Source organism: [Empedobacter] haloabium (assembly GCA_008011715.2).
GTDB lineage: Bacteria > Pseudomonadota > Gammaproteobacteria > Burkholderiales > Burkholderiaceae_D > Rugamonas > Rugamonas haloabia.
Genome location: CP136508.1, coordinates 4046127 through 4068474, shown reverse-complemented (window position 1 = coordinate 4068474; position 22348 = coordinate 4046127). Strand labels below are relative to the sequence as shown.

Genomic DNA, 22348 nt, shown 5'->3' with positions numbered 1-22348 from the left:
TCGTAGAACTTCTGGCCAGTACAGTGCCTATACACTTGCCCTGCTCACATCAATAACTGTAATGGACGCATGACCAATACACGGCTCCCCACCGTCCCTGCGCTCCCTGCCAGCCTGCTGGACCGGGACGCCGGCGAATCGCTGACGGACCAGATCGTGCGCACCGTTGCCGCCCGCATCGAGGAGCGGCTGCTGCGGCCCGGTGGGCGCATGCCGTCGATCCGCGCATTCGCGGCGGCGCATGGCGTATCCGCCTTTACCGTCGTCGCCGCCTACGACAAGCTGGTCGCGCGCGGCTACCTGGAATCGCGCCGCGGCGCCGGCTTCTTCGTTCGCACCCGCCCCGGCACGGTGCCCGCCGCGGCGCCGGCTGCCGTCGAGCCGGCCGAGCAGGGCCTGGACGTGGCCTGGCTGGTGCGCAATATGTTCCGCCAGCTGCCGCACCAGCAGATGCCCGGCACGGGCGTGCTGCCGGCCGAGTGGCTGGACGCGGCCGCCGTCGCGGGCGCGCTGCGCCACGTTACGCGGCGCCAGGATGACATCCTGCTGAACTACGGCGTGCCGCAGGGTTTCCTGCCGCTGCGCCAGCAGTTGCAGCTCAAGCTGGCGGAAGTGGAGATCGCCGCCGCGCCGGAGCAGATCGTGACGACGGCCGGCGTGACGCAGGCGCTGGACATGGTGGCGCGCGAGTTCACCCGCCCCGGCGACACCATCCTGGTCGACGATCCGGCCTGGTTCCTGATGTTCGCCTCGTTCGCGGCGTTGGGCGCGCGCGTGGTCGGCGTGCCGCGCCTGGCGGACGGGCCCGACCTGGCGCGCCTGGAGGAGCTGGCGGCGCTGCACCAGCCCAGGCTGTACGTGATCAATTCAGTACTGCACAACCCGACGTCGACGTCGCTGTCCGCCGCCAAGGCGTTCCAGGTGCTGCGCATCGCCGAGCGGCACGGCATCACGCTGGTCGAGGACGACATCTACTGCGACCTGCACCCGGGCCCCGCCGTGCAACCGGCCACGCGGCTGGCGGCGTTGGACCAGCTCAAGCACGTGATCTACCTGTCCGGCTTCTCGAAGACGATGGCGGCCAATCTGCGCGTGGGCTTCATCGCCGCGGCGCCGGAGGTGGCGCGGCGGCTGGCCGACCGCAAGATGCTGCAGACGCTGACCACGTCCGATATCGGCGAGCGGGTGGTGCACCGCATCCTGTGCGAGGGCAGCTACCGCAAGCACGCCGAGCGCATGCGTGCGCGGCTGGACGGGCTGCGCGCCCGCACGGTGCGCCAGCTCGAGCGCCTGGGCCTGGCGATCGACCTGGCGCCGCCGGCCGGCATGTTCGTCTGGGCCGATGCGGGGCGCGACACCAATGTGCTGGCCGAGCGCGCGATGGCGGCGGGCCTGCTGCTGGCGCCGGGCAGCCTGTTCTCGCCCAGCCAGCTGCCGTCGCGCTTCATGCGCCTGAACATCGCGGCCATGCAGGACGCGGCGGTGTGGCGCTTCCTCGAGCGGGAGCTGGGCTGACCCCTCGGGTCTACGAAATTTTGCCGAACCACTCTTGAAAGATAGAATGACAACCCGATATTCCGGCAATCCCTGAAACCCTGCTCAACAATATACTTGAGGTAGAAATGGCCGATAACAAAGAAACTTTGGGCTTCCAGGCGGAAGTGAAGCAACTCCTGCAGCTGATGATCCACTCGCTGTACTCGAACAAGGAAATTTTTCTCCGCGAGCTGATCTCCAACGCATCCGACGCCGCCGACAAGCTGCGCTTCGAGGCGATCAACAACGACGCCCTGTACGGCAACGACCACGAGCTGAAGATCAAGGTCAGCTTCGACAAGGCCGCCCGCACCATCACCATTTCGGACAACGGCATCGGCATGAGCCGCGACGAGGTCATCTCGCACCTCGGCACCATCGCCAAGTCCGGCACCAAGGAATTCTTCGGCAAGCTGTCCGGCGACCAGCAGAAGGACGCCGCGCTGATCGGCCAGTTCGGTGTGGGCTTCTACTCCGGCTTCATCGTGGCCGACAAGATCACCGTCGAGACGCGCCGGGCCGGCCTGCAGCCGGCGGACGCCGTGCGCTGGGAATCGACCGGCGAGGGCGACTACAGCGTCGAGGCCATCCAGAAGACCGACCGCGGCACCAGCATCATCCTGCACCTGCGCGAAGGCGAGGACGAACTGTTGTCGGCCTGGAAGCTGAAATCGATCATCCGCAAGTATTCCGACCACATCTCGCTGCCGATCCAGATGGCGAAAGAGGAGTGGGACGAAGAGAAGAAGGAGATGGTGACCAAGGAGGAACTGGAAACCATCAACCAGGCCAGCGCATTGTGGGCGCGCGCGAAGAGCGAGATCACGCCGGAACAGTACGAGGAGTTCTACAAGCACGTCTCGCACGACTTCGCCGCGCCGCTGACCTACACGCACAACCGCGTCGAGGGCCGCAGCGAATACACGCAGCTGCTGTACGTCCCGGCCAAGGCGCCGTTCGACCTGTGGGACCGCAACAAGCGCGGCGGCCTGAAGCTGTACGTCAAGCGCGTCTTCATCATGGACGACGCCGAGCAGCTGATGCCGACCTACCTGCGCTTCGTGAAGGGCGTGATCGACTCGGCCGACCTGCCGCTGAACGTGTCGCGCGAGATCCTGCAGGAGTCGCGTGACGTCAAGGCCATCCGCGAAGGCTCGACCAAGCGCGTCATCGGCATGCTGGAGGAACTGGCCAACGCCGAGGAGCAGGACAAGAAGGACAAGTACGCCACGTTCTGGACCGAGTTCGGCCAGGTGCTGAAGGAAGGCATCGGCGAGGACATGGCGAACAAGGACCGCCTGGCCAAGCTGCTGCGCTTCGCCTCGACCAACGCCGACTCGGCCGACCAGACGGTAGCGCTGGCCGACTACGTGGGCCGCATGAAGGAAGGCCAGGAGAAGATCTACTACGTGACCGCCGACAGCTACACGGCCGCCAAGAACAGCCCGCACCTGGAGATCTTCCGCAAGAAGGGCGTCGAGGTGCTGCTGCTGACGGACCGCGTGGACGAGTGGATGCTGTCGTTCCTGACCGAATTCGACGGCAAGGAACTGGTCTCCGTCGCCAAGGGCGGCCTGGACCTGGGCAAGCTGGAAGACGAGGCCGAGAAGAAGGAGCACGAGGAAACCGAGAACCAGTACAAGGATCTCGTGGCGAAGATGAAGGAAACGCTGGGCGAGAAGGCCAAGGACGTGCGCGTCACGTTCCGCCTGACCGACTCGCCGGCCTGCCTGGTGGCGGACGAGCACGAACTGTCCGGCAACCTGCTGCGCATGCTGAAGGCGGCCGGCCAGAACGCACCGGAATCGAAGCCCATCCTGGAGATCAACCCGAACCACCCGCTGGTCACCCGCCTGAAATACGAGAACGCGGAAGACGGCAAGTTCGCCGACTGGACGCACATCCTGTTCGACCAGGCCCTGCTGGCCGAAGGCGGCACCCTGACCGACCCGGCGGCGTTCGTCAAGCGCGTCAACGAGATGCTGCTGAAGTAATCCTGCATTGAGCTCTTCCGCAGCCTGATGACGGCCCGGTCGCGCAAGCGGCCGGGCCGTTGTGTTTTGGTCGGAGCTCGGCGGCGCATTGATCTGTAGTAATCTTGCCGTTATTTCCGGGCGGTATGCTGGCCTTCCTACGTCACAGGGGAGCGCCATGACTACCGTCCGCATCCGCCAGCTGGCCGCCGGCTGCCTGGCGCTGGGTTTGCTTGCCGCCAGCTGGCACGGCCTCGTGCCGGCCCAGGCCGCGCGCCTGCGCGCCGCGGCGCCGGCCATCGAACTGCCGCCCGACCCGGGCGATGCCGGCCGCGCCACCCTGGCCGGCATCGACAGCAACGCCAACGGCGTGCGCGACGACCTCGAACGCCACATCGCCCGGCATTTCGGCGACAGCGAGAAAGTGCTGCGCGCCGTGGCCAATGCCGTCATCGCCACCCAGCACGGCATCCTGGCCGGCGACGCGGACGAGTCCGCGGCAGCCCAGGCCATGCTCGTGCACGCAGGTGATTGCATGGGTGCGATCGCGCCCGAACTGGCGCCCTATGGCGACGCGCTGTGGCGCCTGCGCCCGCTGATCGACAATACCCCCGAACGCAAGCAGGCAATGGCCGCGCACATGGCGCGGGTGCTGCGCATGGATGTCGCCGTCACGGAGCAGCGCCGCTGGGACGAGCACTGTGACGCGCGAGTGGACGAGGTGGAGGCGTGGCGGCGCTGACGGTGGCGGCAAGGCCCGGGCGTGGCCGCTCCGGATGTGCCGCCACGACGAGACGGCGTGCCCTCAGCCGCGCCGCCGCCGCGCCAGCACCAGCACGAATGGCAGCCCCACGGCCAGCATGGCCAGCTCGCCCGGCTCGGGCACCGGCTGCAGGAAGCCGCGGATCTCGCCGCCCGGGGCGAACGAACTGTGGATGTTGAAGTAGGCCTGGCCGTTGTCCAAGGCGGCCAGCAGTGCCTGCTCCGCCCCGGCGATGCCGCCGTGCGAGTTGATGAAGCCGTTGTTCCACGTGCTGGCCAGGGAGGTGTCGAACACGTGGTGGTACGTGCCACTCCTGACGCCCGACGGGAAACCGCTGAGGGTCGGTGTGCTGGTAGCGGGGCCGGCGGTGCCTGCGCCGGGCAGCGCGGTACAGCAGTGGAGGTGGGCGTTCGTGCTGTCGCCAAGGAGGCCGGAGAACGTCACGTCGATCGTCAGCGTATGGGTGCCGATGTCGAAGCCGACCCTGGCGCTGCCGGTGGCGGTCGACGCATTCGGCGGGTCCTCGCTGGCGCCCGACAGTTGCGCCGTGTAGACATGGGCCGGGGCGATCTGGACGGTTGCGCCGGCGGTCAGGGCGGTCGACACCAGGGCCAGCGCCGTCAGTGCTTTCGGTAAGGTAGTCAGCATGGGAGTCTCCTTGCAAGGTAGAGATCCTGGTGCAAGCAAGCGGCGCGCCAGTGCTGGCGCCAGCAGGAAAATCAAGTACTTGCTGAGTTTTCCGCAAGGAACTGTAAGACCGCCCGACAGTGCGGCCCGCCAGCGGACTCGTTGCAACACCTGCGCGCCCGACCCGCGCACGGTTGAACACGTGCGCCCCGGCCTGGAAACGTATGAGATAGAATGCAATCTTGCTCTTTGTTCATAGTCTCGTGTCCACGCCTACAGAACCACCCAAGCGCCATGCAACACACCTGTTCCGTCCTCCTGATTGACGACGAAGCGCTGGCGCGGGACTACCTGCTGCACAGCCTGGAGTCGCACGCCGACATCACACTTTGCTATGACCACTGCGCCGACAAGGCGGTCGCCCTGGCGCTGGAGGTCGCGGCGACAGTTGTGCTGGTCGACCTGCGCATGCCGGGCACGGACGGCTTTGCCGTGATCCGCAGCCTGCGTGCCGATCCCCGTACCGAGAACCTGCCCATCGTGTTGCTGTCCTCCGAGCAGGACGCCGAGATCAAGGTGCAGGCCTTTGCGGCCGGCGCCAACGACTACCTGGTCAAGTGGCCCGACCCGCGCGAGCTGGTGGCGCGGGTGCGTTACCACAGCGGTGCCTGCGTGGCGCGGCGCCAGCGCGACGAGGCGTTCGCGTCGTTGGCGCGCAGCCAGGAGGAATTGCGCGTCAGCCAGGCGGCGCTGCACCAGGCGCAGAAAATGGAAGCGATCGGCCAGCTGACCGGCGGCGTGGCGCACGACTTCAACAACGTGCTGCAGATCATCGGCGGCAACCTGCAGCTGCTGAAGCTGATCGGCGGCGTCAACGACAATGCCCGTGCCCGCATCGACACGGCGCTGGCCGGCGTCGAGCGCGGCGCACGGCTGGCCGCCCACCTGCTGGCGTTCGCCCGCCGCCAGCCGCTGCAGGCGGTCGTCATCGATCCCTCCGTCGCGCTCACGGAAATGGAGGACATGCTGCGCCGCGTGCTGGGGCCGCAGGCGGAAATCGTCACCGATATCGGCCCGCGGCTGTGGAGCACGGCCGTCGATCCGAGCCAGCTGCACAACGTCATCCTCAACCTGGCCATCAACGCGCGCGACGCCATGCCGAACGGCGGCACGCTGACCCTGCGCGCCCGCAACGTGCCGCAGGGCTCGCCCCAGCTGGCCGAGGTGGGCGACGTCGACTACGTGATGATCGAAGTGGCCGATACCGGCAAAGGCATGCCGCCGGAAGTGCTGCAACGCGCGTTCGAGCCGTTCTTCACGACCAAGCCGACCGGCCAGGGTACGGGCCTGGGCCTGTCGATGGCGTACGGTTTCGTCAAGCAGTCGGGCGGCGAGATCCTCTTGAAGAGCAGCCCGGGCGAGGGCACCAGCGTGCGCATCTTCCTGCGCCGCAGCAGCCAGGCGCCGGCGCATGACGACGACGCGGCGGTGACGGCGCTGTTCGGCGGCGTCGAGACGATCCTGGTGGTGGAAGACGAGGAAGCGGTGCGCGATGCCACCGTCGGCCTGCTGTCCGCGCTCGGCTACCAGGTGCTGCAGGCACCGGACGCCGACCACGCCGCCCGCATGATCGAAGGCGGCGCCCATGTCGACCTGCTGTTCACGGACGTGATCATGCCCGGCAAGATGAGCAGCCTGGAGCTGGCCGACCTGCTGCGCCGGCGCCAGCCGGACGTGCAGATCCTGTTCACTTCCGGCTACGCCGAGGGCGTGCTGGCGCACGAGGGCAAGCTCGATCCTTCCGTCAGCTTGCTGCAGAAGCCCTACAACGCCGACGTGCTGAGCGCGCGCATCCGGCACCTGCTGCGGCGGCGCAAGGCGGCCTGACAGCGCCATACCCTACCTTCGGAGGGGTGTGAGGATTCGATAGATTTGTTGCATTATTTGCACGATAAAATCCGTGTGCCGCCCGTCATGCCGTCGCGACGGCTGGGGCGCACGATGCGCCAGAGAGCGACGGTCCCCGTACGTATCTTGAGGCCATCCCATGCAAAAGACCCGTATTGCCATGCTGCTGTCGCTCGCCATGAGCGCCGCCCACGCTACTCCCACCATCGTCAGCTTCGATGCCGATAACCTGAAGGTCGTCGACGGCCAGCCCGTCAAGCTGAGCTGGACAGTGTCCGACGCAACGATCGTGCGCCTGAACGGCCAGGTCGTTACCGGCAACAGCATTACCGTCACGCCGCTCGCCACCAGCGGCGCAAAGCTCGACTATCGCCTCGAAGCCACGAACGCCGACGCCAAGACGACCGACGTGCGTACCATCGCGCTGAGCCGCGGCACCGTGCTGGACAAGGGTTACATCCCGGAAGCCTACGCCCCCGGCTGCGTGCCACAGGCCGATACCGACTACATGGCCGCCCACAAATACCTGCGCATCGAGCCGCGCGACTGCACGACGGTGCGCACGGCAACGCCGCTGTTCACCTGGGCCCAGCTGGCGCTCACCTCGCAGCTCGCCGAAATGACCTTCACGCTGACGGGCCCTGGGGGCTACGAGTACAGCGTCACCACCAGGGAGCCACGCCTGGTGCTGCCCAAGCCGCTGGTGGAGCCGGGGCGCTATACATGGAAGGTGCAGGAGCGAACGAGCACCGGCGTCGTGCGCACGAGCCAGGACCGTACGTTCGACTTCAATGGCGCCGAGCTGCCCAACGTGGCGAGCGGCGCGCAGGTGCGTGCGAACGTCCTCGCCAAGCCCTGGCCGCGCATCCTGCCGCGCGATGCCAGCGGCAAGATCATGACGTGGAGCGCGATCGATGCCGCCCTGAAGGTCAGCGACCAGAAGGATTCCTATGCGGCCTATATGGCGAAGGCGGCCGGCTTCGCGACGCCGGTCGACATCCCCGAGCCGGCCGACAACAACGCCATCCATAACGTCTTGCTGCGCATCGAGACGCTGGCCACGGCCGGCCTTATCGCGAACAACGCCGGCTATCAACAGGAAGCGATCAACAGCCTGCTGAAGGTGGCAGCCTGGCGCACCGACAAGGAAGGGCCCACCACCGAATGGAAGCAGGACCAGTGGAACCGCGACGTGCTGCGCAGCCTGTCGCTGGGACTGGACATGCTGTATACGCGGATGACCCCTGCGCAACGCGACGTGATCATCAAGTGCATCAAGGCGCGGATGGACCCGCTGATGGCGAAGCTCGACAGCCTGTACCGCCTTCCCTACGACTCGCACCTGCTGACCGCCGCACTTTACGCTGTGGAAGTGATGATGCACACAACGGGGGCGGTCGGCAGCGCCGAGCGCTACGAGCCGGCGGGAACGGAGGGCCAGTTGCTGGCAAAGACCTGGAACACGGTGATCACCACCATCGGCACGTGGCGCGGCGGCAGCGACAGCGCCTTCGGCAACAGCACCGGCTACACCTGGATGGCGCTGAACAGCTACGCGCAACTGCTGGCCGACTACCAGCTGACGGCAGGCGTCGACATCAGCCACATCCAGGCGCTGGACAAGTTCGGTGACAACTTCTACGCGACAACACCGCGTATCCGCTCGCGGATCAGCGAAAGCAATCCTTTCGGTGGCACCCGCGCGCCGTTCGGTGACGGCTCGGAGCAGGGCGGCTATTACTACTCCTACGCCTGGCAGTCGTATGGTCTGTTCGCGCACGTGTCGCAGAATCCGGTGGACGAGTGGTACTACCGTGCCGGCATCGATGCCACCCGCACGCTGCCGCTGCGGATCTACCATTACCTGATGACGGCCAGCAAAGCCCGCGTGGCCCCGGCCGAGAATCCGCAACTGCCGTCCAGCTACCTGTTCGAGGATGCGGGCCAGGTCGCGATGCACACGAATACGTCCGATCCGCTCCGCTCCAGCCTGTATTTCCGCTCCAGCCGCCTGGGTTCGCTCAACCACAGCCACGCCGACAACAACAGCTTCGTGTTCGTGTCGAAGGGCCGCGACATCTTCGTTTCCGGCGGCGTGTACAAGAACTTCGACGACCTCACGGAGCAGCAGCTGCGCCGCGCCACCCGCTTCAAGAACGCGCTGACGTTCGACGCCGGCGAAGGCTACACGGACAGCGGTATCGGCCAGGCCGAGCGGGTACCCGATCCGACGGTGGCAGGCAACCCGGCCTTCTCCATGGTGGCCAACGCCAGGCTGGTGAATTTTTACGCACCCGAGACCAGCAACTGGTCCATCGCGACCGGGGACGCCACTGGCGCCTACCAGGGCGAAATCACGCCGGGTTCGCACACGTTCAAGCCACTCCTGAAGAATGCGGTGCGCACGGTGGCTTACAACCGGGCCGATCGCGTCGCGCTGATCTATGACTTCGCCAGCAGCGACATCAAGCGCCGCTGGCAGTTCAACTACCAGACGGTCGCCAAGCCGGAGGTCGATCCGGCCCAGCCGCGTCGCCTGAAGGTGGTCGCGGCGGATGCCAAGGTGTGCAGCTACTTCCACGGCTTCAATGGCGCGTACACGCAACCGGAAGACATGGCCACGCTGTATCCGGGCTACTTCAACCCGAACCAGCAGTTCCACACGGCGTACAAGACGACGGACCGCCACAATCAGATCGCCACGCTGACCGTGCTGACGGAGGACTGCGCGACCAACGTGCCAGTCTACGTAACGTACCTGACCAACACCAAGCTGCTGGTCCAGCGCGGCAAGTCCTGGCTGGTGTTCGACCAGCGCAACGTGCAGATCTCCGAGTAAGCCTGCCCGAGCCGCCGCTCGTGAACACGCGGCGGCTTTTTTTCAGCGCACTGCCTCCACTTTCACCAGCACCACGTCGTTGGCCCGCATCGGCACGGCCACCATGGCCTTGCCGGACGCGGGCACGCGCAGCGCCGAGCGCTTTGGCGCATCCGTCGTCGCCGCCTGCAGCTGCTTCAACTGGGCGCCGTTCAGCGTCTTCGGGCCACCCATCTCGATCCAGGCCGTATGGCCATCGTTGGCCTTGAAGCCGGTGCGGTGGACGGCGACCGTATACCGGCCCGGCTTCAGGCCGGACAGCTCGAGGCTGAGCGGCGCGCTGGCCCGCGCCGGCAGCACCGCCGTGTAGGTCGGGCGGTTGCTCTTGACCTGCACCGGCTGCTGGAAGTCCCAGGCCAGCACGCGCACGCCGTCGCCGGTGCGGGTGACGATGCTTTGCGCGTCCGTCGCAGGCAGTTGCGCGTCGCCCAGCTGGTTCAGGTATTTGTAGGCAAACCAGGCCGGCTTGCGGATGCCCTGCGGGTTCATCAGGCCGAAGCCGCCCTCGAACGGCGCCGTCGGTGGCCCGGGCTCCTCGAACAGGTCGCTGTAGGTCCAGTAGCTCATGCCTTGCACCAGGCCCGCGCTGGCCTTCAGCTTGGCCAGGATGTAGGACGCGCTGACGTAGGAGTCGTGCACCGGGTCGCGCGGCGTGTAGCTAGTGCTCCACTCCGTGAAATACAGCGGCAGGCCGGGACGGCTGGAAGCCTCGATCTCGGCGCGCACCTTGCGCACGTCGCCGACGATGGCGTCCGGGGAGGGCGACAGCCTGGTGTCCTCCTTGCCTTGTTCGTCCAGGAAGCCGCCGTCCACGCCGTAGGTATGCGTGGTGACGAAATCGACCGCCGCCTTGCTGGCGTCCGCATGGCGCAGGAACTCCGGCACCCACGCGGCACCGGCCGTGGACGGGCCGCCCACGCGCAGCGCCGGGTCGATCGCCTTGATGGTGCGCGCCGTCAGCGTGTACAGGTCGAAGTAGGCCTGCTGGTCGGCCTTCTCCCAGAAGCCATCCAGGTTCGGTTCGTTCCACACCTCGAAGAACCAGGTGCGCACTTCCCTTTCGCCATAGCGCTCGCGCAGGTGGCGCACGAACGCGTCCACCAGGGCGGCCCACTTGGCCGGCACCGGATGCGACGTATTGCCCTTCCAGTAGAAGATCGCCGCATCGGAGCTTTTCATCGCCAGCGGCGTGAAGCCCAGTTCGACGAAGGGCTTGATGCCGATGGCCAGCATGCGGTCGTACAGGTAGTCGATCTTCGTCCAGTCGTACACGGGTTGGCCGTCCACCTCGCGGTAGGTGCCCAGCACGTCGTGGAAGATGGCGTGGAAGCGCAGGTAGCGAAAGCCCAGCTCGTCGCGCGCGAGTTTCAGCTGGGCCAGGCTGTCGGCGCGGATCAGGGTGCCGGGGTAGTCGGCGCCGACCGACAGGTCGGTGTAGCGATCGCGCGGCGTGGTCGGTGCCGCGGCATCGATGGCGATCTGGCGCGGCGCGGCTTGGGCGCTCGCCGCCAGCAGCAGGCAGGCGGCGAGCAGGGTGCGGCTGGGCATGACGGTTCCCCATGAGGTGGCGAGCCGCTATCGTCGCGCATGGGGGAGGGGGCGGCAATTGCGAAAATCACCGACAAGCCAACAATATTTCAGGGGTAGGGTCTGCCGGGTCGCCGGACCGCCCCGCAGGGGACTGACCCTGGTTTTTATCCGCGGCTGACTATCCGAGCAAGCTTATGACCGTGGTCCGCCCAGGCCGCGGAATAAAACCGGGGACAGTCCCAAAGGGACAGTCCCCAAGCGCCGTTAATTCTGCGGGCGTACGTAACGCTGCGACCCTGGTGGCGGCTCGTTCAGCACGGCCCAGAAGATGCCCAGGTCGGAAATGGCGCGCACGAATTCCTTGAAGTCGACCGGCTTGACGACGTAGGCGTTGACGTTCAGCTCGTAACTGCGGATCAGGTCCTGCTCCTCGCGCGAGGACGTCAGCATCACGACCGGCAGGCTGCGCAGCCCGTCGGCGCCGCGGATTTCGCGCAGCACTTCCAGGCCGTCCACCTTGGGCAGCTTCAGGTCCAGCAGCACGACGGCTGGATTACCCTTCTGCCGGGTAGCGTACTCGCCGCGGCTGTACAGGTAGTCGAGCGCTTCGGCGCCGTCGCGCACGACAATCACCTCGTTGGCAAGCTGGCTTTTCTCCAGCGCGATCAGGGTCAGTTCGAGGTCGTGAGGATTGTCTTCGACGAGGAGGATAGGCTTCAACATGCTATGCGGACGGTAAGGTATTCGGAATCGTAAAGGTGAATGTCGCGCCGTGGCCGCCACTGGAGGTGGCCGACACGCGGCCGCCATGGCGTTCGACGATGCGGCGCACGTTGGCCAGACCGATGCCCGTGCCCTGGAAATCCTCCATCCGGTGCAGGCGCTGGAACACGCCGAACAGCTTGTGCACATAGTCCATGTTGAAACCGACGCCGTTGTCGCTGACATCGAACACGGTTTCGGTGCCATCGCGCCGGCCGTCGACGCGGATGATGGCAGGGTCGCGCTGGCTGGTGAATTTTACGGCGTTCGACAGCAGATTATACAACGCTAGCTGGATGAAAGTCGGGTCAGCGACAATCTCCGGCAGGTCGCCCACGTGCCATTGCACGTGGCGGCCCTGCGTGTCGAGCGTCAGCTTGTCGACGCAGGACCGCACCAGCTCGTTCATATTGACGCGCACGGGCCGCAGCGAGGCCCGGCCCATCTGCGAGAAGCTGAGCAGGTCGTCCACCAGCTTGCCGGCCAGCCGGGCCGATTCCTTGATGTTCTTCAGGAAGCGCTGGCGCTTGTCGAGCGTGTCGTTGCCGGCCGCTTCCAGCAGCAGGTCGGAGAAGCCGACGATGTGGCGCAGCGGCGCGCGCAGGTCGTGCGACACCGAGTACGAGAACGCCTCCAGTTCCTTGTTGGCGCGGCCCAGCTCCTCGGCCAGTTCCGCCATCTGCTCGGCGCGCTCCAGGGCAATGCCCAGCAGGGCCGTGCGGAACTCCAGCGCCATCTCGATCTCGCCCGGGTGCCATGGGGCGCTGCGGCCGTGGATCGTCTCGCGCCAGGTGGCGAAGCTGGTGCGCGGCGACAGCTGCCGTGGCGCGTCCGGCGGCGCTTCCTTGGCGTGCGGGTTGCCGGCCCAGTCCACCGTGTGCACGAACTCGGGCCGGAACCACAACAGGTAATGCTTGTGGATGCGCGAGATCGGCATCGCCAGCAGGCCGCTGGCGCAGTGCAGGAAGGCGCCGGCGGGCAGGTAGTGCTCGACCAGGCGGTCGGTGTGGTACAGGTCGCCATGGGTGTGCTGGTCCAGCCAGCCGATCAGCGCGCGCACCTGGCTTTCATCGGGCGTATCGCCATAGCGCAGGATGCGATCGTCGACCGCGACGGCGGCACCGCCGGCGCGGGCGAACTGCAGCAGCTCGGGAAACACGCTGCCCATGTTCTCGATGAAGTCGGCGCCCTGGGTCAGCCCGGCCAGCACCGACACCATCACGCGCCGCACCTCCAGGCGGAACTGCAGCTCGTCGGCATCCTCGCGGCTGGTGATGCGCAGCGCCAGGATCTGGCCCAGCTGTTCGCAGGCGGTGCGCTTGTCGAACGGGATGTGGCAGGCCGCCGCGTTGTGGCACGAGATCAGGCCCCACAGCCGGCCCTTGACCATCAGCGAGACGGACATCGACGCCAGCGTGCCCATATTGCGCATGTATTGCAGGTGGATCGGCGAGACGCTGCGCAGCGCGGCGAACGAGAGGTCGTTGGGTGCCCCCGTCAGCGGATTGACCGGCGGGACCAGCCGCGCCGGCGTGTAGTTGGCGTCGCTGATCAGGCGGATGCGGTTGGCGGCGTACAGCTCGCGCGCCTGCTTCGGAATGTCGCTGGCCGGGAAACGCTGGCCCAGGTAGGACGGCAGCGAGCCGTCGTTGCTCTCGGCCAGCACGTGGCCATGGCCTTCCTCGTCGAACTTGTACACCAGCACCCGGCCGAAGCCGGTGACGGTGCGGATCTCGTCGGCGGCCGTGCGGCTCATTTGCTCGATCGTATCGCTGTCGTTCAGTTGCTGCAGGAAGTCACCCACCAGCGGGTACAGGTGGCGGAAGTCGGCCGCACCGGCCCGCGTCATCGCCTCGAACTCCAGCATCAGCAGGGTATCGTAGCGGTGCGCCAGCACGTCGAAGCAGCAGTGGTCCTTCTCGCTGAGACGGATCGTGGCGGCAAAGCTGGGGCGCTCGCGCACGCGCTCGTCCTGCAGCTCCGGCTGCAGGGCGGCCGCGGCGGGTGCGCCGATGGCATCGGCCAGCGTGCCGCCCAGTACCGCCGCGGGCGGCTTGCCCAGATGCTGCACCAGGTTGTCGCTGGCCTGCACGACGCGACCAGTCGCGTCCAGCGCCAGCACGAAGCCGTGCGGCTGGATGCTGCCTGGCGTGCGGATCGGTTCCTGTTCGCAGCTGGAGAGGTCGAACGTCGGGTTGACCTGTGGTGTCGAACTTGTCATGGACAGAATTCTACCGGCAAACGCGGCCGAGTGGCGGCCGGGGGTGGCGTTCAGCGCACGCTTTGCACCAGGAACGAGCCCTGGCCGCAGCTTTTCGCGGCGCGTTTCGATTCGTCCGGCGCGCAGGTGCGGGAGTGGCCGTCCTTGTCGTAGCAGGCGCGGATCTCGCGCAGGAAGCGGCCGGCGCCGGTGCAGAACGGCAGCACCGATTCGTCGGCCAGCGCCGGATTGGCCTTGCGGAACTCTTCCTTGAACGCGGCGGCCGTCACGCGCACCGGCTGGGCCGGCTTGCGGTAGGGCGCCGGGATCGCCAGGCTGTCCTTCAGCCGGGCCGACAGGGCGAGGTAGTCTTCCGCCGGCAGGCCGGAGCAGGTGCCGTGCTTCGACCACTCATGGCCGATCAGCTTGGGCGACGGGTAGATCTTTTCGTATTTCGCCCGGGCCGCTTCGGGCAGCGGCTCGTCCGAGCAGTTCTGCGGGTAGCCTTTTTCGAATTGCGGCCACAGGCCGTGCAGCACGAAGCCCAGCTGGCGGCCGGTGGCGCATTGCTGCTGGTCGCGCCCGCCGTTGCCGGCGCAGTACTGCGGCGACCAGCTCAGGGCCAGCGCGTAATAGTCGAACTTGCCGGGCTCCGAGCCCTGGGCCTTGCGGCTGCGCGCCTCGGCGCTGCCGCACAGCAGGGCGGCGGCCAGCGCGGGCAGCAGGACCAGCGTCCTGGTCTTGTGGGTGAAATTCATGTCGGCATCCTGTCGGAAAGGGTGCCGTGATTATATATAAAGTGACCCCGGTGCCTACAAGGCCGTCCGTAACGCGAACAGCTCCGGGAACAGCACCACGTCCAGCATCTTCTTCAGGTAGCTGACGCCGGCCGTGCCGCCGGTGCCCGTCTTGAAGCCGATCACGCGCTCGACGGTCGTGACGTGGCGGAAGCGCCAGAAGCGGAACGCCGTCTCCAGGTCCACCAGCTTTTCGGCCAGCTCGTACAGCGCCCAGTAGCGCTCGGGTTCGCGATAGACCGCCAGCCAGGCTTGCTTGACGGAGTCGTCGGCCACCGTCGGCAGGGTCGGGTCGACGTCCAGCCGTGCCTGCGAGACCGGCAGGCCGTGCCGGGCCAGCACGCGGATCGCCTCGTCGTAGACGGATGGTTCGTGCAGCGCGCGCTGCAGGATTCCATGCGCTTCCGGCCGCGTCTCGTGCACCTTCAGCAAGTTGGCATTCTTGTTGCCGAGCACAAATTCGATCTCGCGGTACTGGTGCGACTGGAAGCCGGAGGAGGCGCCCAGGTAGGGCCGGATGGCCGTGTACTCCGGCGGCGTCAGCGTCGCCAGCACGTCCCACGCGTGCACCAGCTGGTCCATGATGCGGGCCACCCGCGCCAGCATCTTGAAGGCGGGCGGCAGGTCGTCGCTTCGCAGGTGCGCCTGCACGGCATGCATCTCGTGCAGCATCAGCTTCATCCACAGCTCGCTGGTCTGGTGCTGGACGATGAACAGCATCTCGTTGTGGTTCGGCGACAGCGGATGCTGGGCATTCAGGATCTGCTCCAGGCCCAGGTAGTCGCCGTAGCTCATGGATTTGGAAAAATCCAGCTGGGCGCCGTGCCATTCGGCGGGTTTGGTCGTTTCGGTCATCGTCGGCTTTCAGGTCACGGCGCCACGGGCCGCTGTCACATCGTACGCCTGGTCGTCCAGGATCTGCTGCAGGATCGTCACCGCGTCCCACACGTCGGTAAAGCTCGTGTACAAGGGCGTGAAGCCGAAACGCATGATTTCCGGCTCGCGGTAGTCGCCGATCACGCCGCGCTCGATCAGCGCCTGCATCACAGCGTAGCCGTGCGGATGGGTGAAGCTGACCTGGCTGCCGCGGCGCGCGTGCTCGCGCGGCGTCACCAGCCCGAGCGGATGCCTGCCGCAGCGCGACTCGACCAGCTCGATGAACAGGTCCGTCAGCGCCAGCGACTTGGCGCGCAGCGCCGCCATGTCGGTCTCGGCAAACACGTCCAGCCCGCACTCGACCAGTGCCAGCGAGACGATCGGCTGGGTGCCGCACAGCGCGCGGCCGATGCCTTCGGTCGGGGCGAAGGCGCTGGCCATCGCGAACGGCGCCGCATGGCCCCACCAGCCGGACAGGGGCTGCACGAAGTGGTGCTGGTGGCGCCGCGGCACCCAGATGAAGGCGGGCGCGCCCGGGCCGCCGTTCAGGTACTTGTAGGTGCAGCCGACGGCGAAGTCGGCGCCGTCGCGGTGCAGCGCGACCGGCACCGCACCGGCCGAGTGGGCCAGGTCCCAGACCGTCAGCGCGCCACGTGCGCGCGCCATGGCGGAAATAGCGCCCATGTCGTGCTGGCGGCCGGTGCGGTAATTCACGTGCGTCAGCATCAGCACGGCGGTGTCGTCGTCCACGGCCGCGTCGATCGCGTCCGGGTCGTCCACCAGCCGCACTTCGTAGCCGCGGTCCAGCCAGCCTGCCAGGCCTTCGGCCATATAGATATCGGTAGGGAAGTTGTTGCGCTCGGTGACGATGACCTTGCGCCCGGCATGCGGGCGCTGCAGGTGCAGCGCGGCGGCCAGGGCCTTGAACAAGTTGACGGACGTGGTATCGGTCACAACCACTTCGCCGGCCTCGGCGCCGATCAGCGGTGCCAGCCGGTCGCCCAGCCGTTTCGGCAGGTCGAACCAGCCGGCCGTGTTCCAGCTCTTGATCAGGTCATTGCCCCATTCCTGGGCAATGACTGCGCTGGCGCGCGCCAGCGCCGCCTTGGGACGGGCGCCCAGCGAGTTGCCATCGAGATAAATTACACCTGGCGGCAGGTCGAAGCGGGCGCGCAGCGGCGCCAGCGGGTCCTGCGCGTCGCGCGCCAGGCAGTCGTTGCGGGTTGTCGTCATGGCATCACCCCTGTAAAAAAGCTTGAAGCTTCAAATGAAAGCGCGAGTGTAGCATGGGAAAGATGCTACTCAGGCAATGCCAGCGCTGGCTGCCGCCGCTGTCGGTGCCCCGCAAACCCGCATGGATGCTGGGTTGCGGAAGAATTTGAAGTTTTTTCAAAAATTTTTGCGAAAAACCCTAAAGTTCGCCGCGACCCTGCCGTTACCAGTTCCAGATGGGCGGGAAAGGGTCTTCTGTTCGGGGCTTAGACCGCAGCGAAAAAAACTTAAAATTTTTTGCTGAGAACCCTAAAGTTCTGCTCAGCCGTGTCGTTACCCTGTTCAGATGTGGCGAATTTGCCGCACTGAAACAACGGATTCGCGAGAATTTATCGTTCCGACGGGCACTATTTTCCGTCGGGATACACCGCCCGCAAAGCCGCGCCAACACTGGCGCGGCCCTATGATCGCCCTGCGTTTGTCAGACAAACGCCGACAGGGCCGTCCTGCCGTTCCCCTACCCGAAATACAGAAGTCATCCTCTTCTCGGCCATCATGCCGTGCGGCACTATGTGTCTCAACGGAAACGCAAACGCGTTCAAACAGACTAACCCGAGGAGATTCACATGACCGCAAACGACATGATGGCTGAAATCCGCGATGCCAACCTGAGCTACCTGATGCTGGCTCAACAGATGATCCGCGCCGACAAGGTCACCGCCATCTTCCGTCTGGGTATCTCGGCCGATATCGCCGACCTGATCGAAGGCATGAGCAACGCCCAGATCCTGAAGCTGGCAGGCGGCAACATGATGCTGGCCCGCTTCCGCTTCGACGACAGCGCCATCCTGGGCATGCTGACGAACCACACGAAAGAGCGCTCGCTGGCGCAATCGCACGCCGCGATCCTGATGGCCGGACAGGGCGTCGAGGAAATCGCTTAAGCGGTATAGTAATTCGCACGTTCTGGACTCCGGGAGCCGATGATGAGCAAGAAAAGTGTCGTGAGCGAAGCGCAGGAAATCCAGCTGGCCATCGAGCTGATCAACCTGGGTGCCCGCCTGCAACTGCTGGAATCGGAAGTGTCGCTGTCGCGCGAGCGCCTGCTGAAGCTGTACAAGGAGCTGAAGGGTGTGTCGCCGCCGAAGGGCATGCTGCCGTTTTCCACCGACTGGTTCCTGACGTGGCAGCCGAACATCCATAGTTCGCTGTTCATCAATATCCACAACTTCCTCGTCGAGCACGCGGGCGCTTCCGGCATCCAGGCCGTCATGAAGGCCTACAAGCTGTACCTGGAACAAATGCCGCCCGCGCCGGGCGAAGAGCCGCTGCTGTCGCTGACGCGCGCCTGGACCCTCGTGCGCTTTTTCTCCAGCAATATGCTGGAACTGAAGTCCTGCAGCAAATGCCAGGGCAAGTTCATCGTCAACGGCATGGACCTGAACGGCGATTACCAGTGCGGCCTGTGCCACATGCCTTCGCGCGCCGGCAAGACCCGCAAGGCCAAAGACGAAGCCGCCGCCTGAACTTGGCACCCCGATACCATCACGCAAGCCGGGCCGGCCGATGACGCCGCCCCGGCTTTTGTCTTTTATGCATGCCGCGTTGCGCCCGCCGGCCGTGCGTGCGCTGCTCATCCAGGTCGCGGCGTTGCTGCCGTGCGCGCTGCTGGCGTTGCTGGCCGAGGCGCTGGGGCATGGCCTGACCTTGTTCCAGGCCGTGCTGCTGCAGGGCGGGCTGGCCTGCGCGCTGACGTGGAAGCTGGGCCTGGCGCCCTGGTGGCGCCTGATCCAGTTGCTGTTCCCGCTGGCGCTGATGGTGACCAGCGCGCTGGGCCTGCCGCCGCTCGTCTACCTGCTCGTCTTCATCGTGCTGCTGGGCTGGTACTGGTCCACCTTCCGTACCCAGGTGCCGTATTTCCCGTCCAGCCAGCCCGTATGGGAAGCCGTGGCGGCGCAGCTGCCGCGGCAGCCGGGGCTGCGCGTCATCGACGTCGGCAGCGGCCTGGGCGGCATGACCTTGCACCTGGCCCGGCTGCGGCCCGATATCGCGTGCACCGGCATCGAACTGGCGCCGCTGCCCTGGTTATATTCGTTCCTGCGCGCCCGATTCACCGGATCGCGCGCGTGCTTTATCCGGGGCGATTATGAAAAGCTCCACTTCGGCGACTATGACGTGGTATTCGCCTACCTGTCACCAGCGGTAATGAATGCCTTATATACAAAGGCTCGCCGTGAAATGAAAGTTGGCAGTCTGTTAGTAAGTTATGAGTTCGCCATACCGCCTTATATTCCCGACAAGACCATATTCACCACAGAGGGCGCGCCTCCTCTGTATGTATGGCGTTTTTAGGCCTGTTTCACTTGCCCGGCAGGCGATCTCACGCTATTGTAGTTCCTTGTGGAATTTATTTCGGTACGGCATTTTTTGTTGAAGGGTGATGCGTGTTAGTCATTATCGGTTACGTTGTCACGACGCTCTGCGTTTTCGGCGGCTTCGCGCTGGCCGGCGGGCACCTGGCCGCGCTGTTCCAGCCGCTGGAACTGCTGATGATCGGCGGCGGCGCGCTGGGCGCGTTCTTCGTTGGCAATAACGGCAAGGCCATCAAGGCGACCCTGGCCGCCTTGCCGACGCTGCTGAAAGGCTCGCGCTACACCAAGGAACTGTACATGGAGCTGCTGTCGCTGCTGTTCGACATCCTCTCCAAGGTTCGCAAGGAAGGCCTGATGTCGATCGAGGGCGATATCGAATCGCCGGCGGAGAGCCCGCTGTTCTCGAAGTATCCGACCGTGCTGGAAGACCATCACATCGTCGAATTCATGACCGACTACCTGCGCCTGATGGTGTCGGGCAATATGGACGCGTTCCAGATCGAGAACCTGATGGACAACGAACTGGAAACCCACCACCATGAAGGCGCCGTGCCGGCCCATGTGATCGCCAAGCTGGGCGACGGCCTGCCTGCGTTCGGTATCGTCGCCGCGGTGATGGGCGTGGTGCACACGATGGAATCGGTGGGGCTGCCGCCCTCCGAGCTGGGCATGCTGATCGCGCACGCGCTGGTCGGTACGTTCCTGGGCATCCTGCTGGCCTATGGTTTCGTCGGCCCTCTGTCGAGCCTGCTGGAACAGAAGCTGGAAGAATCGAGCAAGATGTTCCAATGCGTAAAGGTGACGCTGTTGGCCAGCCTGAACGGCTACGCGCCGGCCCTGGCCGTGGAATTCGGCCGCAAGGTGCTGTACTCGACCGAGCGCCCGACGTTCGCCGAGCTGGAAGACCACATCAAGAAGGCCAAGTCGAAGTAATGGCAAAGGGGCGGCATCATGGATGACGGCGCCAAGCCGATTATCGTCAAGCGCATCAAGAAGTACGCGGGCGGCCACCATGGCGGCGCGTGGAAGATCGCCTATGCCGACTTCGTGACGGCGATGATGGCGTTCTTCCTGCTGATGTGGCTGCTGGGCTCGACCAGCAAGGGCGACCTGAACGGTATTTCCGAATTCTTCAAGACGCCGCTGAAGGTAGCGATGCAGGGCGGTTCCGGCAGCGGCGACAGCTCGTCCATCATCAAGGGCGGCGGCAAGGACCTGTCCCGGCAGGACGGCCAGGTCAACGCGGGCGGCACGGACACGGCCAAGAAGTCGTTCAACCTGTCGGCCATGAAGGCCGCGCTGGAAAAGGAAGAGACGCAGCGCCTGCAGACGTTGAAGGAACGCATCCAGAGCAAGATCGAGAGCTCGGCCGCGCTGCAGAAATTCAAGGACCAGCTGCTGCTGGACTTCACCAGCGAAGGCCTGCGCATCCAGATCGTGGACGAGCAGAACCGGCCGATGTTCCCGGCCGGTAAAGCCGAGCTGCAGCAATACACGCGCGATATCCTGGAAGAGATCGCGCCGGTGCTAAACGACGTGCCGAACCGCATCGGTCTTACCGGCCACACGGATTCGACGCCATATTTCAGCGAGACGGGCTACAGTAACTGGGAACTGTCCGCCGACCGCGCCAACGCCTCGCGCCGCGCGCTGGTGCAGGGCGGCATGCAGGACAGCAAGATCATCCGGGTGGTGGGGCTGGCCTCGGCCGCGCACCTGGACCGCAAGGATCCGTTCAATCCGATCAACCGGCGCATCAGCATCATCGTGATGAACAAGAAGACGGAAGAGAACCTGATGCGCGACGCCGGCAGGCTGGAAGTCGGCACGGATACGGAAGCGACGCGCGCAGCGGCCGCCCAGGCGGCCGGCGCCGCGGCGAAATAAAGCACCCAAGACGAGATGGTTATGAACAGAAAAAAAATCCTCGGCTCCCACGTCAAGCGCATGCTGTCGGGCGTGTCGGATCACGGCAAGAAGCACCTGAGCGAGGTGGAGACCGACCTGCTGCAGACCAACCTGCTGCTGGAGGAAGCGATCGAAAAGCTGTCGCGCAACTTCATGGCGATCCACGACGCCGTGAACGCGCAGCAGACCACGATCCGCCTGCTGCTGGACGGCGGCACGCCGTCGGCCGAGGACAAGGCCAAGCTGGAAGCGATGAACGAACAGGTCAGCACCTACGTCAACGCGGCCATTACCAGCATGCAGTTCCAGGACATGACGAGCCAGCTGATCGACCGTACCCTGAAGCGCGTGACGGGCCTGCGCGAATTCCTTGCCACGCTCGGCACCTATGGCGCCGAGATGGACCCGGAAAGCGACAACGACGCGATCGTCGACCTGCTCGGCAAGGTCAGCATGGCGCTGGCGATCCAGAGCCTGGAGCTGCGCAGCGTGCTGCGCAAGGCGGTCAGCCAGAAGCACCTGGAAAGCGGCGATATCGAGCTGTGTATAAGAGACAGGTTCTGAGCTCCGCCACGTAATCAACCAAACACAGTGGGCCACGAGTGCCCGAACTCTTTTAAGTGAGATAAAAAAAATGGCTAAAACGATTCTTGCAGTTGACGATTCCAGCTCCCTGCGCCAGATGGTGGCGTTCAGCCTGAAGGCCGCCGGCTACCAGGTCGTGGAAGCGGTCGACGGCCAGGATGGCCTGGAAAAGGCCAAGCTGCAGACTGTGGACCTGGTGCTGACCGACCAGAACATGCCGAAGATGGACGGCCTGCAGCTGATCGCGCACCTGCGCGAACTGCCGGCTTACGCCAAGACGCCGATCCTGATGCTGACCACCGAGTCGTCCGACGAGATGAAGGCCAAGGGCCGCGCCGCCGGCGCCAACGGCTGGCTGGTCAAGCCGTTCGACCCGCAACGCCTGATCGAAGTCGTCAAGAAGGTGATCGGCTGATCATGT

The 22348-nt window shown here is 65.5% G+C and carries 19 protein-coding genes; 12 read left to right on the top strand and 7 right to left on the bottom strand.

The window, feature by feature from the left end:
• The first annotated feature begins 69 nt into the window (after window positions 1-69).
• The 3 genes from E7V67_017715 to E7V67_017705 all read left to right on the top strand — a co-directional run bounded on the left by E7V67_017715 (window position 70) and on the right by E7V67_017705 (window position 4251).
• A complete protein-coding gene (locus tag E7V67_017715; protein ID WUR11530.1) occupies window positions 70-1515 on the top strand; it encodes a PLP-dependent aminotransferase family protein in 1446 nt (481 codons plus the stop codon).
• 107 nt (window positions 1516-1622) lie between these two features.
• Window positions 1623-3530: a molecular chaperone HtpG gene (gene htpG / locus E7V67_017710; GenBank protein WUR11529.1), complete on the top strand. Its 1908-nt coding sequence runs from the start codon at window positions 1623-1625 to the stop codon at window positions 3528-3530.
• Window positions 3531-3687: 157 nt separating this feature from the next.
• Complete coding sequence (locus E7V67_017705) at window positions 3688-4251, top strand: hypothetical protein (protein WUR11528.1); 564 nt, start codon at window positions 3688-3690, stop codon at window positions 4249-4251.
• Window positions 4252-4314: 63 nt separating this feature from the next.
• Here E7V67_017705 and E7V67_017700 read toward each other — a convergent pair whose 3' ends face one another.
• Window positions 4315-4920, bottom strand: coding sequence for a CHRD domain-containing protein (locus tag E7V67_017700; GenBank protein WUR11527.1), 606 nt, complete (start codon window positions 4918-4920; stop codon window positions 4315-4317).
• A 273-nt stretch (window positions 4921-5193) separates the two neighbouring features.
• Here E7V67_017700 and E7V67_017695 point away from each other — a divergent pair, with 273 nt between their 5' ends.
• Complete coding sequence (locus E7V67_017695) at window positions 5194-6786, top strand: response regulator (protein WUR11526.1); 1593 nt, start codon at window positions 5194-5196, stop codon at window positions 6784-6786.
• A gap of 160 nt (window positions 6787-6946) precedes the next feature.
• Window positions 6947-9646, top strand: coding sequence for a heparinase II/III family protein (locus tag E7V67_017690; GenBank protein ID WUR11525.1), 2700 nt, complete (start codon window positions 6947-6949; stop codon window positions 9644-9646).
• Window positions 9647-9688: 42 nt separating this feature from the next.
• Here the strand turns inward: E7V67_017690 and E7V67_017685 are convergent, their stop codons facing one another.
• The 6 genes from E7V67_017685 to kynU form a co-directional block, all read right to left on the bottom strand.
• On the bottom strand, window positions 9689-11233 hold the full coding sequence (locus tag E7V67_017685) for a beta-xylosidase (protein WUR11524.1): 1545 nt from the start codon (window positions 11231-11233) through the stop codon (window positions 9689-9691).
• Window positions 11234-11479: 246 nt separating this feature from the next.
• Window positions 11480-11938, bottom strand: coding sequence for a response regulator (locus E7V67_017680; protein WUR11523.1), 459 nt, complete (start codon window positions 11936-11938; stop codon window positions 11480-11482).
• A 1-nt stretch (window position 11939) separates the two neighbouring features.
• Window positions 11940-14198 (bottom strand): ATP-binding protein, encoded by a 2259-nt coding sequence (locus tag E7V67_017675; protein WUR11522.1) that lies wholly within the window; start codon window positions 14196-14198, stop codon window positions 11940-11942.
• A gap of 50 nt (window positions 14199-14248) precedes the next feature.
• The gene (locus tag E7V67_017670; GenBank protein ID WUR11521.1) at window positions 14249-14935 is read right to left on the bottom strand and encodes a ribonuclease T2; all 687 of its coding nucleotides are present in this window, start codon (window positions 14933-14935) and stop codon (window positions 14249-14251) included.
• Between the two features lie 54 nt (window positions 14936-14989).
• The gene (gene kynA, locus E7V67_017665) at window positions 14990-15829 is read right to left on the bottom strand and encodes a tryptophan 2,3-dioxygenase (protein WUR11520.1); all 840 of its coding nucleotides are present in this window, start codon (window positions 15827-15829) and stop codon (window positions 14990-14992) included.
• 9 nt (window positions 15830-15838) lie between these two features.
• The gene (kynU, locus tag E7V67_017660) at window positions 15839-17083 is read right to left on the bottom strand and encodes a kynureninase (GenBank protein ID WUR11519.1); all 1245 of its coding nucleotides are present in this window, start codon (window positions 17081-17083) and stop codon (window positions 15839-15841) included.
• 605 nt (window positions 17084-17688) lie between these two features.
• Here kynU and flhD point away from each other — a divergent pair.
• The 7 genes from flhD (at window position 17689) to E7V67_017625 (ending at window position 22342) form a co-directional block, all read left to right on the top strand.
• On the top strand, window positions 17689-18006 hold the full coding sequence (gene flhD, locus E7V67_017655; protein WUR11518.1) for a flagellar transcriptional regulator FlhD: 318 nt from the start codon (window positions 17689-17691) through the stop codon (window positions 18004-18006).
• Between the two features lie 42 nt (window positions 18007-18048).
• Window positions 18049-18588 (top strand): flagellar transcriptional regulator FlhC, encoded by a 540-nt coding sequence (gene flhC, locus E7V67_017650; GenBank protein ID WUR11517.1) that lies wholly within the window; start codon window positions 18049-18051, stop codon window positions 18586-18588.
• A gap of 67 nt (window positions 18589-18655) precedes the next feature.
• Window positions 18656-19414 carry a class I SAM-dependent methyltransferase gene (locus tag E7V67_017645; protein ID WUR11516.1) on the top strand — a complete coding sequence of 253 codons (759 nt, stop codon included), beginning with the start codon at window positions 18656-18658 and terminating at the stop codon, window positions 19412-19414.
• A gap of 92 nt (window positions 19415-19506) precedes the next feature.
• Window positions 19507-20367 (top strand): flagellar motor stator protein MotA, encoded by an 861-nt coding sequence (motA, locus tag E7V67_017640; protein ID WUR11515.1) that lies wholly within the window; start codon window positions 19507-19509, stop codon window positions 20365-20367.
• 15 nt (window positions 20368-20382) lie between these two features.
• Window positions 20383-21321, top strand: coding sequence for a flagellar motor protein MotB (motB, locus tag E7V67_017635; GenBank protein WUR16307.1), 939 nt, complete (start codon window positions 20383-20385; stop codon window positions 21319-21321).
• A 21-nt stretch (window positions 21322-21342) separates the two neighbouring features.
• Window positions 21343-21906, top strand: coding sequence for a chemotaxis protein (locus tag E7V67_017630; GenBank protein ID WUR11514.1), 564 nt, complete (start codon window positions 21343-21345; stop codon window positions 21904-21906).
• A gap of 70 nt (window positions 21907-21976) precedes the next feature.
• Window positions 21977-22342 (top strand): response regulator, encoded by a 366-nt coding sequence (locus tag E7V67_017625; protein ID WUR11513.1) that lies wholly within the window; start codon window positions 21977-21979, stop codon window positions 22340-22342.
• Window positions 22343-22348 lie beyond the last annotated feature (6 nt).